We start from the raw sequence: 15,545 nt of genomic DNA on the forward strand, positions 1-15,545 counted from the left end.
CTATAACGCCCTTTAAAAGGCAACTTCGGATTTGCAACTGTAGAAGATGGTTTAAGCCTGTCGATCATGCTTCGCCCTCCCCGTTGCCCATCTGCTTTTCGAAAGCCTGGCGGACAAGGCCCATGACGTAAGGGAGATCCTCGACTCGACTCAGCGCTACTTCTACGTCACCGTTGCCCCAGCGGCCAAGGTTGGTGATGTCCTTGCACAGACCACGCGGGTCGTGCAATTCGTGGAACTTCATATTGAGCGAGAGGCGCAGGCGGCTCTTCTGCGGCACCACGTCCACGAAGTTGGTCTCGGCCTTGTAGGCCACGTAGAGCTTAAGGAACTCCTCAGTGACGCAGGGGTCGAGGGCCAGCACCTCCTTGCGAAACGCCTGAAAAAGTCCGGCCATGGGGCCGGAAACTAGGTACGGATGATCCTCGATGGTGTAGGCGACCTTAGCCTCACGCCCGGGGCGGTAGCGCTCAAGCACGTCTTTGGGTAGCGAGGGTGCCGGCCAGACCTTAAGGGCCAGTTCTGCCAGCCGGTCGGCGCGGGCCATAATCGCGTCCTCGTTCCACACTTCGACCTGGGCAAGCCCTTGGTTCAGGCGCAACGGGCTCTCGCGAAAGCCACCGGGCATGTCGCGCTTCTCGGGGAAGGGCCGATCGCTGTACTCGGAGTTGTAGCCAGTCAGCGTCAGGTTCCCGAGGGTGTGCAGCCAGGTCTCCTGGACGCGCTTCCAGTCGGGGCCAAGCGCCTCTTGCCAGGCATGAGACAGGTTTTCGTTTTGGGGCATGATGTGCTCGATGGTGTACTCGTCCACCGGCACCGGCTCCTTGCGGCCGTGGTTCTCGAGACGGCGTAGCCAATATGAGCGACTGCGGAAGTTGTAGAGGTCGCGGGCCTTCAGTTCGCGCTCGAACTCGGCATCGCGCGGGAAGCGGCGGTAGGAAGGCAGCAGCAAGAAGTGCGCCTTGATGCTTTCGAGGTAGCGCTGCTTGTCGAGCGCGCGGTGGAAGGTGGCGAAGGTCTTGTTGAGGGAATTGGTCGGAATTCCGCAGACCGCACGGCGGAAGACGTAGCTTTCGACCAGGCGCACTGCCTCAAGCAAATCGGCGTGGGGCAAAATCCCCTGTTTGTAGTCGTTGTAAAGCTCCAGTAGGAAGGGCCATGCGACATTCGCCTTGAGCTCACGCAGGTCGCGAAAGGCGGCAGCCAGCGCCTTGTCCTGCTCCTTGCCGAGAGCCATGGCGCAGTAGTGGTTTGCAAAGCGGTGAATCCTGGCGACCAGGGCGTCGACCCCAGCGGCGACCACGTCGGGGCGTCGGGCGTAAGCCTTGAACGCCGCGTAGACCTCTTTAACGTTGGGAATCTCGCCGGTCTCGATGGTCAGGAAGTGGCGCATGAATGCGTCGAACTCGCGGCCGTAAGCCTCCTGGCCAAAGGCTTGCTCCATTGGGCGCCAGTGGTCGGCGTAGAGCTGATTCTGGTGCTCAGGCTCCAGGCCCATCAGGATGAAGTTGCGAATCAGGTCGGCCTGGGTCAGTTCGAGACCGGTCGAGTTCATGCTCTCAAAGATGAGTTGGGGGTTGTCCTGATCGCGGCTGAGGGCGATGTCCACGATCACGAGCTTGGCCAGTCCATAGCAGAGCGGAGCAAGGTCATCACCGAGCTTGGCGATCTGCTCCTCGAAAAACTTGAAGTTTTCGGCAATGCGGATCGAGTGCTCAGCAGGCAGGTCCTTCTGGCGCACCAGCGCAAGCAAGGTGTTGCGGTCGGTCTGGGTCAGAAGGAGTTTGTAGGCGCGGTCGTCATCCTCCAGTGGATTCAACAGGTAGTAACTGCGGATCTTCTTTGCCGAGAACCCCTCCACCGGTTCGCTGTTGCCGACCCGGCGCGCGAGGGCTTCGAGCAAGAGCGAGACGGTGGTGAGCCGCTGCTGGCCGTCGATCACCAGCAATGGCGATTGGCTGGTGACCTGGTAGATGCCTTTCTCAATGTACACAATCGAGCCTAGGAAATGGGCTGAAATGGCATCGTCAGAGCCCGTGCGCAGGATGTCGTCCCAAAGTTGGCGGCATTGGCGTTCACCCCAAGAGTAGGTGCGTTGGTAAATGGGCACGATGAACTGGGGCGACTTCTTGAGAAAGTCAAGCAGCTTTGCCTCTGTGGCCTTCATTACGCATTCCTCCCAAAATTTTCCTCCAACAGCCCTTTTGCTTCCTTCTCCACCGCCAGCAGGTCGGCATGGATTTCATCAAGGCTCCGCAGTTTCTTGGGCTTGTAAAACCATCGGTTGAAGCTGTTTAGTCTGCCGGTTCTGCCAGCATTTGAATAGGAACACAATCCCCGAGTCATACTTGCGCTCCCTCCGTGAAGAGATCGATATAAGCGTCATAGCGGAACCGCCGATTTCGCACCTGGCCAGTGATCTCAGAAAGCAATTCGTGCGCGACGAACTTCTGCATCAGTTGATTGGCAGCGGTAAAACTGGTCCCGGTTATGTCAGCAATATCATTTACGGTGATGATGGGACGGGAGTAGAGAGACTCCAACACCTTGAGCCCGTTGGCGGCCACACGTCCAAACTGCTCAATAATCAAAGCCCGATGCGCTTCGCGTAGCTCCACAATGCGCCGGGCAGTGGTCGTAGCTTCTTGAGATACCTCTGTGATCCCCTGCAAGAAGAATTTCAGCCACGACTCCCAATCACCTGTGTCTCGCACGGCTTGTAGCAGATCGTAGTACCGTTGCCGGTATCGTTTGAAGTAGTAAGAGAGGTAGAGTACGGGCTTCTGCAGGATGCCGCGTTCACAAAGGAGGAACGTGATAAGCAGGCGGCCGATCCTTCCGTTGCCATCGAGAAACGGATGGATGGTCTCGAATTGGGCGTGTGCCAGTCCCACCTTGATCAGGAAGGGCATCGTGTAATCTTTGTGCAAGAAACGTTCCCAATCCCCGAGCGCTTTTGGGACCTCACTCGGTGGGGGAGGGACGAAGGTGGCCTCATTTAGAGTGCAGCCACCCGGACCGATCCAATTTTGCGTGGTTCGCAACTCACCAGGTTGGCGGCGAGCTCCCCGAACACCCTTGAGGAGCCGCTTATGAATTTCGCGGATCAGACGTACCGATATGGGGAGCGTCCGAAGACGTTCCAGACCATAATTCATGGCGTTTACATAGTTGAGGACTTCTTCCACATCCCGCGGCCGGTCCGCCCTGAATATCTTTGCCTCCGCTTCGAGCAGATCGTCGAGCGAGCTTTGGGTGCCCTCGATTTGGCTTGATAACACCGCTTCTTTACGGACGTACATAAAAACAAACAGGTCTGGATCAGGAAGGGTTTGGATTGAACCATCCAACCGGCCTAAAGCGAGTTCAGCTTGCGAAAGTGCAACCTGCATTTGCGCATCCACACGAACCGGCGGATTTGGAGGCAACGGCGCAGGAATGAAGGCACGATAACCTTGAGGCTGTCGAACATACCGTCCGGCTCGTCCGGATCCTCTCGTAGACACGCTACTCAGCTCCTTCAACTAGCCCTGCCTTCAACATAGGTCCTGCTCCGTACTATATTAAAGGTTGCCTTTAATATGCAAGACAAACACTGTCATGTGCAAGGGTGTCTTCATCACCGACTCTTGGCTCGTAATGGGGCTCATCCGTCTTTCCCTCCCAGGATTTCCTCCAACAGCCCTTTTGCTTCCTTCTCCACCGCCAGCAGATCGGCACGGATTTCATCAAGGCTCCGCAGTTTCTTGGGCTTGTAGAAATAGCGGTTGAAGCTAATCTCGTAGCCAATCTTGAGGCTGTCTGGTTTGTACCAGGCGTCCGGCGCGTAGGGCAGCACTTCGCGGCGCAGGAAGGCCTCGATCGCCACCTGCGCGTCCGCCCCGGTGGGGAGGTGACTTGCAGTTAGCGATCCAATTGAGATCGTTGTTGTTCATGTTACCCTCAGCAATTGAACACGGCGCGTAGGATGACCATTCCCCAGAAGCTTTGAGCTTCGATCTCGTGTTTTGATCATCATCTGTTCACCCTTTCGGGTACGTAACGCTCATTATACAGCATTTTCTCATCATCTCTCGTTTGCTCTTGTATTGTAAGCATCCTCTCCTTTGGCGTGAAATCTAATCTGTACGGGAATAACGCTTGATTCCACTTAAAGCCCCGCTCGACTTGAGGCAAGCCAGGCGGGACAAAGCTTTTGAGTGATCTGCCAGCCGAATATCGCCCGATAGAACTCCTTCGCCTTCTCGACGTCGTTTGTGAGAAGCTCACACCGGCTGGAATCACCGTGCGTCTCGAACCTGCTTTCCATTTCATGCCTCCTTTGCTTGTTTTTCCCCATCCTACTGGAAAAGTCCTCTCGTGAAAAACATGTCTTTTTCGGAGGACTGTATTGAAAATCAACCCTATGATCGGTGCTCGGCACCGCTCGCCGCTCTTGTCGATTGCATGCATGATGAACATCGGATGCTCCACTACAGGGTTCGTCATCCGCACCTGTACGCCTCGATGCTCCTCCTTTACTCCCCGGCCGCGCCGAGCGCCTTCCGCTTGAACACCCCTGAGCCGGCGCTCCCGAAGTAGAGCCAACGGCCGTCCGCCGTGATCACCATCGTGTTCGTTACGTTGTTCCCGTTTGTCCCTGCCTGGGGATTGAATAAGCCGCTGTTCCACGGCTGCCAATGTGCCCCTTGATCGAGACTGACGTATACCCCGTCGAATTGGGTGGCAAGATAGACGATATCAGGATCGTTCGGATCAACGATCACCTTGTAGAATTCTTGATCGAGGTCAAGACCGTCGGTGATCGGGAACCAGTGCGCGCCTCCATCGGTGGTCTTCATCACCGTCCCGTGGAAGCCGTCGCGTCCCGTCCCTTCGTTCTCTCCGTTCTTGGAGCAGGCGTACATAATGTTCGGATCGCGCGGATCGAACGCGATCGAAAAGACCCATTGCTCTCCCGGCCAGCCGTTGTCCCATCGCTCCCAGTGCGCTCCGCCGTCGAGGGTGCGGTTCACCCCGTTGTAGGTGCCGGCGTAGATGCACTTGGAGTTGGTCGGGTGGGTGACAAGGGAGAACACTCCATCGTCGGTCCAGCCCACGTTCCGCTCGCGCCACGACTTTCCCCCATCGGTACTCTTGTAGATCCCGGCAGGGAACGTCCCAAAGAAGATCGTGTTCGGGTCGTCCGGGTCGAACAGGAGCGAGGTGTATTGATACAACGGTCGATCGTTCCAGATCGGCCAGAACGTGCCGAAGTTCCCGAACGCGGGGAGCTGCCGCCATCTGTTCCCGAAAACGGGACGGGAGTATATCTCGTACCCGAGCGTTCCGGCGAGGAGACGTCGATCGGCGGTGAGCGCAATGGTCCGCACCTGGGGGGTGTCGAGGCCGGAGGTCAGGTCTTCCCACGTCCTCCCCCCGTCGGTCGTCCGGTAGACTCCTTCCTCGGCCGCGACGTAGGCCGTCTCCGGATCGAGCGGGTACACAAGTATCTGATAAACGTGCTTCCCGAGCATCATCATGTCCTCCCCGCTCGCTGGGACGTCGAGAAGCATCCCGTCGTATGACTTGAAGATCCCTTTTCCCCAGGTTCCGAGCCATATGACGTCCGGATCAGTGGGACTGATGTCGAACGTGTAGTACCCTTGATGGTACGGATCGTCCACGATGACGCTCGGGGTGATCCCGTTGCGATCGCGGAACGTCTTTCCCCCGTCGCTCGAACAGAAGAGCCCGCCCGGGTTGGCTCCGACGTAAATCCGGTTGGGATCGTGTGGATCAACTTCCACTTGCACGCTGTACACCGGCGGGACGGGCTTGTTGCTCCGATCCTTGCGCCAGATGATCCTCCCGGTTGCGGGATCGATCCGACCGGAATAGACCCCGCAGCCCTGCGTTCCCACGTAAACCTGATCCCCGCTCACCCGGCAGCTCGTGACCGCGGTGGTATCGAGCCCTGCGTTCTGCTTGTTCCAAGTCTTCCCTCCGTCGACGCTCACGTATACCCCGTCGAGGATGTCCACCGCGAGGAGGACGTTATCGTGCTGAGGATGGATCCTGATCGCGCGGCAACTCGCGCTGGTGGTGAGAAGCTGAGTCCACGTTTCTCCTCCGTCCCGAGAACGATACACCCCGGCGGGATCGGAGAACGTCACTCCCTCGGGCCGATCACCGGCGATTCGGGTGAACCATGCGGGGAGGGAACCGCCGCGGGCAGCGATGTAGAGGGAGGATGGGTCGTTGGGATCGATCTCGATGTCGTACGCCCCCACATCCGGGAATCCTTCCAGCCTTGTCCAGGTCTTTCCTCCGTCGAGGGAGCGGTATGCGCCGTTGATGTTCGTCGTCACGAAGATCCTATTTGGATCGGTCGGGTCGATCGCGATGTCGAGAATCCCCTTTCCCAAGCTTCCGGTGATATCAGTCCAGTGATCGCCGCGATCTGTCGACTTGTACAGCCGCCCTCCGTGCAGGAACGGCTCAAACGTAGAGGCGTAGACCGTCCCTCCGAACGCCGCAACGCGCATCACAAGGAGAGCGCCGTCCTTGCTGAAGTCAGCCACTTCCTCCCAGGAATCGCCACCATCGCGGGTGCGCCATACCTTGGGAGCGGAGCGATCGGCGGCGTATATCGTGTCCTTGTCGGTCGGATCCATGCTGAGCGCGGTCGAGGAGCGAGGCGCCTGCTCGAGGAGATCCCAGTGCTCCCCGGCATCCCTCGTCCTCCACGTTCCCCCGAGCCACGTCCCGATATAGGCGGTGGCCGGCCGATCGGGATCGAGAATCAGCTGTGACTGTCCCCAGACGGTGCACATGGTGAAGTGTTCGTTCAGAACATTCCACGAGTTTCCCCCGTCGCGCGATACGAACACTTCCCCTCGCGGGCCGCGGCTCGCAGCGTACATGATGCGGGGATCGCTCGGAGCGAAAACGACGGAGGTGATTCCCTTGGAATCGGGAACCTGGAGAACCGTGTTCCACGTCTCTCCCCCATCGGTCGAGCGACGGATCATCGCCCAGTGCTGGAACGGCTTCGGGTTATAGCCGCTGAAAACGATGTCGGGATTGCGCGGATGGACGGCGAGGGTGTAGGTGTAATCAACTTCGGAACGATGGAGAAAGCTCCAGCTATTTCCACCATCGCGCGAGCGGAAGATGCCAAACCCGTTCTTGAGGGCGTAGATGATGTCCGGGTCGGACGGGGCGGGAGCGAGGGCGTAAACCGATCCGAACCTGAATCCGGGCCCGTCGGGATCGATGATCTTCTCCCACTTCTCCCCGTAGTCAGAGGAGCGGTAGACCTTCGCCACGTCGGCCACCTCCCAGACGTCCGAATCGTCAAGCGGGTTGACCCGCAACTCGTCCGCCCACGGATGAGTAATCCCGCCGGCAAGGACGTTCTTCCACGTCTCCCCTCCGTCCGTCGTCTTGAACGTCCCTTCACCGCTCACCGCGGTGGCGTAAACGGTCTCGCTCCCCGGGTTGTTGGGGACAGCGAGGAGCGACACGCTGACGTTGTTCAGCCCAGTGTTGATCTCCGTCCAGGTCATCCCTCCGTCCGTGCTCTTCACGATCCCGTAGGCGCGGCGGGGGAGATAGAGCGTCCTGGGATCCCGCGGATCGACCGCGATATCGTACATATCCCCGTTCCTTCCCGGTGGGCCGATGCGGACCCACGTAGCGCCCCCGTTCTCCGATTTATACACCACCCCGCCAGTACCGACGTATATCGCCCCGCCGCCGGGTGGAATCGGCATCACATTGACCATGGCATCGGTCCCAGGAAGGTACAGCTCCTGCCACGTCGCTCCTCCATCCTCGGTCTTGAGTAGGTAGCGATCGGAGTGGGGATTGAACATGACGTTGTAGACATCCACCCGGCCGATATATACCGTGCGTGGATCGTCGGGATCGACCGCAATCGACTGGATGTCAGCGTCTGGTTGAGATGGGAGGGAAAGGCGCCGCCAAGCTCCGCCTCGGACGGATCGATATACGGCGCCGCGGCCTCCGTTCCTCGTTCCCGCCCAGATCGTTCCATCCGGCCCGACGGCGATCACGGCGATTTCCTCATTGGGAAGACCGCGTCCTACATCTTTCCACGTCTCTCCGAGGTCGTCGCTGATGTATACCCCGCCGCGTGCCCCTGCTGCCATGAGCGGGCCGCGGTCCGTCAACGCGCCTGCGATGCAGGTAAACGGCCTCAGCTGGTCGAGCTCGTTCCACACTTCCCCTCCGTCATCGCTGCGGTAGAGGCATCCAGCGGCGCAGACGATCACCGACCCAGGAAGAAGGACGATATTGCCGATCTGCACCGAAGGAGGAACAATCTGGGATAGCATAGTCCATGTTTCTCCCCCGTCTTCGGAGCGGAAGACAGCCCCGCCCGCCCCGCCGGCGTACAGGGTATCAGGCGCATCGGGATCGATCTCGATCGCGTTGATAATCCCCCCGGTCGGGCCGTTCGTCTGCTCCCACGGAGGGACCGCGGCGTCCGGACCGCCCTCCGGACCGACATGCGGAGCGGATGATACCTCTTTCAGCCACTCGACGGAGATAAGATCCGCTCCCTTCGGCGTCCAATTGAGCCATACGCTATCCCAAGGCTTGGCTACGCCCCCCGAGAGGATGAATTCCGTCCCTGTCTCGGCCGGACTCCACTCCGTGAACGCTCCCCCGACCGTGGTTATCTCCACCGGCGCGGAGAAGATGATTCGTACCCCACGTGCTGCATCGTCGGAGTCGTTCATCAGTACTGTCCCCGCGAAGAGCGCATAGCCGAATAGACCGACGAAAAAGAAGAATAACCCAATCTTCCGCATCTCTTCCCTCCTTTTCCTCGTTCACCACCACCGTACTGAAAACCGCGGAGAAGGACAAAACGCTGTGGTTAACCCCGTCGCATTTTTGCTATCCACCATGAGAACGAATTTTTCATAGACAACCCGCCGCGTGCGAACGGGCAGGGTTGCACGCGCGCTACGTGCGGATCTCGAGTTACGGCGGCGTGTTCGTGATCTAACCCCTGGTTATCTTCCCTTCCGCTTGCCATCCTTAGGGTAGATGTTGTATTACATGTAGTCGAAAAAGGGCTCGATTCTCCATCGAGGAGGAAGGGAGATATGAACGACTTCGTCAACTGGTTCATCGAACGGGGACCGCAGATCGGCCTGCACCTCGGCGGGGCGCTCTTGATCCTCCTCGGCGGATGGTTGACCAGCATCATCGCAGTCCGGGTGGCCGGCCGCTTGATGAATATGTCGAAATTGGAGTTCTCTAGCCTATTGCGCCAGTTCATCTCCAAGCTGATCCGCTGGACCATCAACGCCGTCGCCCTGATCATGGCGCTCGGACAGTTGGGGGTCAATATCGGTCCCCTGATCGCTGGGTTGGGAGTGACCGGATTCATCATCGGCTTCGCCATGCAGCAGACCCTGTCCAATTTCGCCGCCGGGTTCATGCTCCTCCTCTACCACCCTTATGATATCGGCGACGAGATCGAAGCGGCCGGGGCAACCGGGATCGTCGAGGGGATGAACCTGGTCAACACGACGCTGCAAACGGAGGAAGGGACGGTGATTACAATCCCCAACGGCAAGATCTGGGGCGGGGTGATCAAAAACAAGGGCCATCGGGATTGACCACACCGGTTGAAACCCATATCCAGCGACCTTATTGACGCATTCTGGATTGTAGACTATCTTAATAGTCGGAGGAAATTTCTGCATAAAAGGGGATGGTCATATGAATATTAATCCAAAATTCGCCCGTTGGTTCAAGGACCGAGATCAGCAGGTCCTCACCGCTCACTTCAACAGGAACCGGGCGGCATTGATTAAGACGATTCGGGAATTGGAGGCGGAGCGTGACCGGGCACGGGACTATCAATCCCGGCTGGAAACCTTGCTGGAATCAATGAAGGAGTTGCAGGAAAAGCTGGAAGCAGAGGGAGGGGCATAAGATGTGGGAAAGGATCGAGAAAGCACTTTTGGACTGGGAAGCTACCTTGGTGAAGAATCTCGCCCATGAAGGGGAAAAGTACCGTGCGGAGGACCTGAAGTGGGTGCACGATGAGATCCCGCGCGTCGAAGAAGAACTGCAACTCGTCTCGCTCCGCGTTCATAAGCTGGAGGAACTGATCGCCAAGGCACGGATGCTCCTGTTCGAGCTGGAGAACGACGAATGCAAACTCTTGACGGACGGAGCCGACCTTCATCAAGTCGGGAAATTCTTGAAGGAGAAGTTCGGAGATCAACTAGCGAAGAACTACTCCCAAGGGAGAAAGGAGATCTGCGCGGCCCTGCAGGAGAAATACAATCTCGGGCCAAAGGCGGCGCGCGAGCTCTTCTCCTTGCTTAAAGAGGCAAAGATCATCCGGTATACACTTCGGCACGAACCCGGGATGGAGGTCCCACCGACACCGTACCCGGCTGAAGAGGCTGTCCTGGTCTACAACGAGGTACTCAAGGATCCGGTCAAGACCGAGCCCCCACTGAAGCCGGTATGGGAAATCGGCTGATCAGGCGCAACAGGGTCGTCTTCCCACACCCGGTCGGGCCGACGATCCCGAAGAACTCGCCGTGGCGGATCGTCGCCGTCACCCGGTCGACCGCGATGGTCGCCCGAGCCGCTTGGTCACTCCCTCCAGCCGGATCTCGGTCATGCTTCGGGTATAGGTCCGGAGCTGGCGTATGACAATCAGAACGCGGCGAGCTCCTCCTCTTCCTCGGCAGGGAGGGAGAGGACGTCATCCCTAGTGGGAATGGCCTCAGTCCCCTCTCCCTGAACGACGAACGACGCGGCCCACGCCGCGAACCGGCCCGCCTCCTCCGGATCGCGCGTCTCGTGATAGCGGATGAGGAACGCCGCCCCGAACACGTCTCCCGCTCCGGTCGGATCGACTTCTTCCCGGACGAACGCGGACACGGTCACGAGCTCTGTTCCTCCGTCAAGGAAGATCTCCGCCCCGTCCCGCCCGTGGGTGACAACGAGCAGCCGCGCCCGGGAGATGAGTCGGTCCAAGTCAGCTTCCGTCACGTCTTCATCGCTCACTAAGACGACGTCCGCGCGGGGAACGACCTGCTCCAGGGCGAAGAATCGGCGCTTGCGCACCCTCCCGTCGTCACCAACGGTCCGCATCCAGCCCTGAGGGGCGACCCCGATCAACTCGGCGTCCAACCGCGCGAGCAACCCATCGGGGTCGAAGTCGTCCAGGATCGGACACAGGTAGGCGATCTGAGCGGAGAGCCGCTCCGGCGGGATCGCCGCAATGTCCAGGGGAGCAGCGACGGAGTGCACGAACTGCACCCGCCCGAACGCGGTCTCCCGGTTGACGAACGTGGTCGTTTCCTCCCCCCGCTGGGGATGGATCTCGATCCCGGGCGGGAGGAGGGCAAGCGGAAAGTCCTCGCCCACGCTCGTCACGATCGCCGTCCGGTAACCCAGGTTGTGTGCCAGGATGGCCGAGTAGGCGGATGAACCACCGAGGATCCTTTCACCATCGACGAGATCAAAACAGAGGTTTCCAATCGCGAGAAAGTCTGGGCGACGCGTCGCCATCCGTTTCACCTCCTTCGCGAAGTCATCTGTGGATTCGATTTTCGAAATGGATCGGCGCAACCGCACCGGATGAATCGCTGAAACGTGGAACCGGCCTGAATAAGCAATTTTATTTTAGCAATTGTAACGTTTGATTGCAAGTTTCCGCGCGGGAAGAGATCGGGTAGAATCGAGCGTAGTCGTGCTAAAGGAGGTTTCATGAAAGGAGTTGTCCTGTGTGCCGGGGAGGGGACGCGGATGCGTCCGCTCACCTACTCCCTGCCGAAGCACCTCATCCCGATCGCCAACCGTCCGGTGATCGAGCACATCCTGGGGACCCTCAACCAGGCCGGGGTCACCGACATCGGGATCGTGGTCGGGCCAACCACCCAGATCAGTTTCCAGAACGCCCTCCGGGACGGGTCGTCCCTCGGGGTGCGGCTCACCTACATCGTACAGGATGACCCGCGGGGGCTCGCCCACGCCGTGTCGTGTGCTCAGGGGTTCGTGGGGGACGATCCGTTCCTCCTCTACCTCGGGGACAACCTGCTCGAAGCCGGGGTGACCGGGTTGGTGGAGAAGTTTGCCGCGACCACGGCCGATGCGGTGATCACCCTGTACCCGGTCGAGGATCCGTCCCACTTCGGGGTGGCAGAGGTGGACGGGGATCGGATCGTCCGGGTAGTGGAGAAGCCGGCCCGCCCGGTGAGCAACCTGGCGATCGTGGGAGCGTACGTCTTCACCCCGGCGATCTTCTCGGCCATCTCCCGCATCCGTCCCTCCGCCCGCGGCGAACTGGAGATCACCGACGCGATCCAACGGATGATCGACGACGGGCTCCGCGTCCTCCCTCACCGGATCTCCGGCTGGTGGCGGGATGTGGGGAGGCCGACCGAGCTCCTCGCTGCAAACGCCCAGCTCCTCGAGCAGATTTCCACCCGGGTGGAGGGGACGATCTCCCGCGACTGCGCGGTCGACGGTGAGGTGGTGGTGGGAAAGAGATCGCGGCTCAAGAACTGCACCCTGATCGGTCCGGTGATGATCGGAGACGGGGTCAGCTGCGCCGACTCCCGCATCGGCCCGAACGTCTCGATCGGGGACGACGTCGTATTGAACCGGGCCACGATCCGAGAGAGCATCCTCCTATCCGGAGCAGAGGTGGAGGAGGTCTCCCTCGCAAACTCCCTGATCGGCCGGGGAACGATCGTGAAAAAGACCCCTACTGAACGGGATCACACCCTTCTCCTCGGCGACCACTGCCGCGTCGAACTCGGGGAGGATTGAACCGTTTCCCCTCCGGGGAGCACTAACAAGCGAAGGAGGGGAAAGTTATGTGGATCTCAAATAGACTGATTGAGGATATATCGCGGCAGCATTACCGCAGGTTGGTACAGGAGGGGACGCGTCGGGCGTCCCTGTGGGGAGCGCAGCCGGGGATACGGAAGCACCGTCCTCGGAGGTTTCGCAATCTGCGCGAGGAGCGCTCCGAGCGTGGCTAAGGAGGGACGGTGGGGGATGAAGCCCATCTCTTGGCGCGGGTGGCCGCTGGTGATGAAAAAGCATTCGCGCGGCTGTACGATCAGTTCGCCGACCGCGTCTTCCGCTACTCCCTCACCCTCCTGCGCGATCGCCATCTCGCCGAGGAGGTGACGCAAGAGACGATGACCGCGGTATGGAAGGGTGCAGGAGGCTACTCCGGCCGATCGCGGGTATCGACTTGGATCTTCGGGATCGCCCGCAACCAGGCGCACCGACTCCTGGAGCGGGAAGCGCGGGCGCGGCGGCGGATCGATGAGCCGCTTTTCCTCCCCGACCCGGCCGAGGAGATCGGAAGAAAAGAGGCGGTCCTCCATGCCCTGGAGCAACTCCCCGCTTCCCAGCGGGAGGTCGTCTTCCTCACGTTCTACGAAGGCCTCTCCTACCCGGAGATCGCGGAGGTCCTCGGGGTCCCGGAGGGGACGGTGAAGTCGCGGATGTTCCACGCGCGCAGAAAACTTGCGGAGGCGCTGCGATGATCGACTGCGAAGAAGCGCGGGAGTTGATCCCTTGGTATGCAAACGGGACCCTTTCTCCTCCCGAGGCGCGGGAGCTGGCTGCTCATCTGGCGGAATGTCCCGCGTGCCGGGCTGAGCTCGCCGACGCACTCCTCCTATCCATCGAGGTAAGGGATGCGATATCTCACCTTCCCGGCGCGCCGAAAAAAGTCAAGGAAGAGGTCCTCCCACAAAGTGAAGTCCCGGTGGCGCGACTCGACCTCGGGTCGTTCCTCCTCGGGCTTTCGTTGGGCGTGTCGGTGCGGGGGAGCAAGGTCCCGGTGGAAGGAGACCTGCGCCTCCTCGGGCGCAAGGTGCGGCTATTCAAAACTCAAAGGAGGTAAGAATGGAAGATCGTAGCGACGTAGAAGAGTTGAAAGAAGTTCTCGACGTGGTGTCGGAGAAGGTCCCCGATCTCCTCCGCGGCCTGCGGGACATCATGTACTCGCGGGATTCGGCGGAGAACATGGCGGATGCAGTGGCAACGTTCTACAAGAAGCTGGTCGATGCCGGAATCCCGAAGGAGGATGCCCTGGAGATGACGCGCGGCTACATGATCAACCTGCGCGACATCGTGGGCGAGGGGATGAAGTTCGGGAAGCACAAGAGCGGGGAAGAAGGGGAGGAGGAAGACTGAATCGGTTCTTCAAATGGATAAGGGCCGGACTGGCTCTACTTCGTCTCCTCACCCGCCTCGCCTTCTTCGGGCTCGGGTTTGCCGTGCGCGTCCGGCTGAGCGCGTGGGCGTATCGGAGAAGGCTCATCCGCGCCGGGGTCCCGCGCGAGCACGCGGAGGTCCTCTACCGCGAGTTCAAGGAGACGGGGCTGATCTCCCTCCTCAAGCGGTTCGGTTGAGGAGACACTGTGCCGTTATCTCCGCATCAGGTGTCGCATTCTTTACTAAGTCGAGGGTGCGGACACCCGATAACCCGATCCCGGAAAAGCTAGCCTGAGTGCGCGAGATGGCCAAGGTCGTTAGGGTGTAGTTGCTGAATCACAAGAATTGCCCTCGAACCTTCCCCAAGCTGCGATTCCACTCCAAAGTCGACCGGGAAAAGATCTACCCTCCTACTTGCAGTATGTGAACCATCCTGTAATTAATGCCCTGAATTTTGCACGGTGGCGCTGGCGACCGTATACTAAAAAACACCATGAAGAAGCGAGTCAGGTACGTTTACTGGCAACATGAGAATATGTGGCTTGGTTACCTTGAGGAGTTCCCAGACTATTGGACCCAAGGGGAAACCCTGGAAGAACTGCAGGAAAACTTAAGGGATCTTTATAATGAGCTGACAGGTGGAAAAATTCCTAAAACCGGGGTTTGTCAACCCGTTCCTCGACATCGGGAGATAAAGGAACCCCTGGCAAAACATATCATAAAAATGCTTGAGGGGTAAAGCACATTCTGGCATCGACGGGAACTATCCTGGGAATTCTAGAATTACTTAACTTCTAGTGTTGGAATGCAAGACCAGACCCTCCAGCTCTCACAAAATCCAATGGTAGACCCCGGTTATGCGCTAGCTAAGCTACGCTTGTTCAAGGAGATCCACAGCGATTTCGCGTGTCTTGCGAGCAAGGAACTCTACACGATCGAGCGCTCGGATACCTCCATCCAAGACCTCAGCCGCCTTCTTTCTAGCAATAGCGAATTGAGACTCAATTTTTGGCAGCCGGCGGGTTATATCCCTCAAGTCCTTCGTAGCGTGTCTGGCTTCCGGAATAGACTCGAGAATGCTATCGAGACTTGCTATGTTACCTGAAAGCACTTCCTCATCTATAGAGCCGAACTCCCGCAACAGTTCCAGCGCAGCTGACCAAGCTCCAAACCCATGTTCATAGAGGTCTGAGAATTGCTGGACATAGTTGGCACCTCGCTTGACAAAGGCATTCATGTCTCGTGCCGCAGATTGCGCAATCTGCTTTGCTGAGGCCCGCTGGCGGTTTCCGCTTAAACATCCAATGCTCTTGAAT

The 15,545-nt window shown here is 59.1% G+C and carries 14 protein-coding genes and 2 pseudogenes; 8 read left to right on the plus strand and 8 right to left on the minus strand.

Going from position 1 to position 15,545, the window contains the following annotated elements; translation table 11 throughout:
- Positions 1 to 64: 64 nt before the first annotated feature.
- The 5 genes and pseudogenes from J7J55_00100 to J7J55_00120 all read right to left on the minus strand — a co-directional run bounded on the left by J7J55_00100 (position 65) and on the right by J7J55_00120 (position 8,822).
- Complete coding sequence (locus J7J55_00100; GenBank protein MCD6141121.1) at positions 65 to 2,167, minus strand: DUF262 domain-containing protein; 2,103 nt, start codon at positions 2,165 to 2,167, stop codon at positions 65 to 67.
- 175 nt (positions 2,168 to 2,342) lie between these two features.
- Positions 2,343 to 3,506: a Fic family protein gene (locus tag J7J55_00105; GenBank protein ID MCD6141122.1), complete on the minus strand. Its 1,164-nt coding sequence runs from the start codon at positions 3,504 to 3,506 to the stop codon at positions 2,343 to 2,345.
- Positions 3,507 to 3,646: 140 nt separating this feature from the next.
- Positions 3,647 to 3,862: pseudogene (locus J7J55_00110) on the minus strand (SAM-dependent DNA methyltransferase).
- Between the two features lie 288 nt (positions 3,863 to 4,150).
- Positions 4,151 to 4,309, minus strand: a complete 159-nt coding sequence (locus J7J55_00115) for a hypothetical protein (protein ID MCD6141123.1) — start codon at positions 4,307 to 4,309, stop codon at positions 4,151 to 4,153.
- A gap of 208 nt (positions 4,310 to 4,517) precedes the next feature.
- Positions 4,518 to 8,822 carry a hypothetical protein gene (locus tag J7J55_00120; GenBank protein ID MCD6141124.1) on the minus strand — a complete coding sequence of 1,435 codons (4,305 nt, stop codon included), beginning with the start codon at positions 8,820 to 8,822 and terminating at the stop codon, positions 4,518 to 4,520.
- 300 nt (positions 8,823 to 9,122) lie between these two features.
- Here J7J55_00120 and J7J55_00125 point away from each other — a divergent pair, with 300 nt between their 5' ends.
- From J7J55_00125 to J7J55_00135, 3 genes are all read left to right on the plus strand, one after another.
- On the plus strand, positions 9,123 to 9,641 hold the full coding sequence (locus J7J55_00125) for a mechanosensitive ion channel (GenBank protein MCD6141125.1): 519 nt from the start codon (positions 9,123 to 9,125) through the stop codon (positions 9,639 to 9,641).
- Between the two features lie 103 nt (positions 9,642 to 9,744).
- Positions 9,745 to 9,960 (plus strand): hypothetical protein, encoded by a 216-nt coding sequence (locus tag J7J55_00130; GenBank protein MCD6141126.1) that lies wholly within the window; start codon positions 9,745 to 9,747, stop codon positions 9,958 to 9,960.
- Between the two features lies 1 nt (position 9,961).
- On the plus strand, positions 9,962 to 10,519 hold the full coding sequence (locus J7J55_00135) for a hypothetical protein (GenBank protein MCD6141127.1): 558 nt from the start codon (positions 9,962 to 9,964) through the stop codon (positions 10,517 to 10,519).
- On the opposite strand, the gene J7J55_00140 is transcribed toward J7J55_00135, so the two are convergent.
- Both J7J55_00140 and J7J55_00145 read right to left on the minus strand, forming a co-directional pair.
- Positions 10,476 to 10,751, minus strand: a complete 276-nt coding sequence (locus tag J7J55_00140; GenBank protein ID MCD6141128.1) for an ATP-binding cassette domain-containing protein — start codon at positions 10,749 to 10,751, stop codon at positions 10,476 to 10,478. The two genes, J7J55_00135 and J7J55_00140, sit on opposite strands and share 44 nt — an antisense overlap.
- Positions 10,699 to 11,559 carry a hypothetical protein gene (locus J7J55_00145; protein ID MCD6141129.1) on the minus strand — a complete coding sequence of 287 codons (861 nt, stop codon included), beginning with the start codon at positions 11,557 to 11,559 and terminating at the stop codon, positions 10,699 to 10,701. Before J7J55_00145 ends, J7J55_00140 begins: the two co-directional genes overlap by 53 nt.
- 198 nt (positions 11,560 to 11,757) lie before the next feature.
- Here J7J55_00145 and J7J55_00150 point away from each other — a divergent pair, with 198 nt between their 5' ends.
- The 5 genes and pseudogenes from J7J55_00150 to J7J55_00170 all read left to right on the plus strand — a co-directional run bounded on the left by J7J55_00150 (position 11,758) and on the right by J7J55_00170 (position 14,866).
- Positions 11,758 to 12,822 (plus strand): glucose-1-phosphate thymidylyltransferase, encoded by a 1,065-nt coding sequence (locus tag J7J55_00150; GenBank protein MCD6141130.1) that lies wholly within the window; start codon positions 11,758 to 11,760, stop codon positions 12,820 to 12,822.
- A gap of 224 nt (positions 12,823 to 13,046) precedes the next feature.
- Positions 13,047 to 13,553, plus strand: coding sequence for a sigma-70 family RNA polymerase sigma factor (locus tag J7J55_00155; protein ID MCD6141131.1), 507 nt, complete (start codon positions 13,047 to 13,049; stop codon positions 13,551 to 13,553).
- Entirely contained in the window at positions 13,550 to 13,915 is a 366-nt protein-coding gene (locus tag J7J55_00160; GenBank protein MCD6141132.1) for a zf-HC2 domain-containing protein, read from the plus strand. Before J7J55_00155 ends, J7J55_00160 begins: the two co-directional genes overlap by 4 nt.
- 2 nt (positions 13,916 to 13,917) lie before the next feature.
- On the plus strand, positions 13,918 to 14,208 hold the full coding sequence (locus tag J7J55_00165; protein ID MCD6141133.1) for a hypothetical protein: 291 nt from the start codon (positions 13,918 to 13,920) through the stop codon (positions 14,206 to 14,208).
- Positions 14,209 to 14,722: 514 nt separating this feature from the next.
- Positions 14,723 to 14,866: pseudogene (locus tag J7J55_00170) on the plus strand (type II toxin-antitoxin system HicB family antitoxin).
- A 234-nt stretch (positions 14,867 to 15,100) separates the two neighbouring features.
- Here the strand turns inward: J7J55_00170 and J7J55_00175 are convergent.
- Positions 15,101 to 15,545 (minus strand): hypothetical protein (locus J7J55_00175; GenBank protein ID MCD6141134.1); only part of this gene is annotated, 445 nt, incomplete at its 5' end.

The organism is Candidatus Bipolaricaulota bacterium (assembly GCA_021159055.1).
Taxonomy (GTDB): Bacteria; Bipolaricaulota; Bipolaricaulia; order UBA7950; family UBA9294; genus S016-54.

Bases quoted from the DNA above. Each gene is read 5' to 3' on its own strand.
- J7J55_00150 (MCD6141130.1), top strand. From the start codon at position 11,758: ATGAAAGGAGTTGTCCTGTGTGCCGGGGAGGGGACGCGGATGCGTCCG.
- J7J55_00165 (MCD6141133.1), top strand. From the start codon at position 13,918: ATGGAAGATCGTAGCGACGTAGAAGAGTTGAAAGAAGTTCTCGACGTG.
- J7J55_00145 (MCD6141129.1), bottom strand. From the start codon at position 11,559: ATGGCGACGCGTCGCCCAGACTTTCTCGCGATTGGAAACCTCTGTTTT.
- J7J55_00120 (MCD6141124.1), bottom strand. From the start codon at position 8,822: ATGCGGAAGATTGGGTTATTCTTCTTTTTCGTCGGTCTATTCGGCTAT.
- J7J55_00130 (MCD6141126.1), top strand. From the start codon at position 9,745: ATGAATATTAATCCAAAATTCGCCCGTTGGTTCAAGGACCGAGATCAG.
- J7J55_00135 (MCD6141127.1), top strand. From the start codon at position 9,962: ATGTGGGAAAGGATCGAGAAAGCACTTTTGGACTGGGAAGCTACCTTG.
- J7J55_00125 (MCD6141125.1), top strand. From the start codon at position 9,123: ATGAACGACTTCGTCAACTGGTTCATCGAACGGGGACCGCAGATCGGC.
- J7J55_00140 (MCD6141128.1), bottom strand. From the start codon at position 10,751: ATGACGTCCTCTCCCTCCCTGCCGAGGAAGAGGAGGAGCTCGCCGCGT.
- J7J55_00115 (MCD6141123.1), bottom strand. From the start codon at position 4,309: ATGGAAAGCAGGTTCGAGACGCACGGTGATTCCAGCCGGTGTGAGCTT.
- J7J55_00100 (MCD6141121.1), bottom strand. From the start codon at position 2,167: ATGAAGGCCACAGAGGCAAAGCTGCTTGACTTTCTCAAGAAGTCGCCC.
- J7J55_00160 (MCD6141132.1), top strand. From the start codon at position 13,550: ATGATCGACTGCGAAGAAGCGCGGGAGTTGATCCCTTGGTATGCAAAC.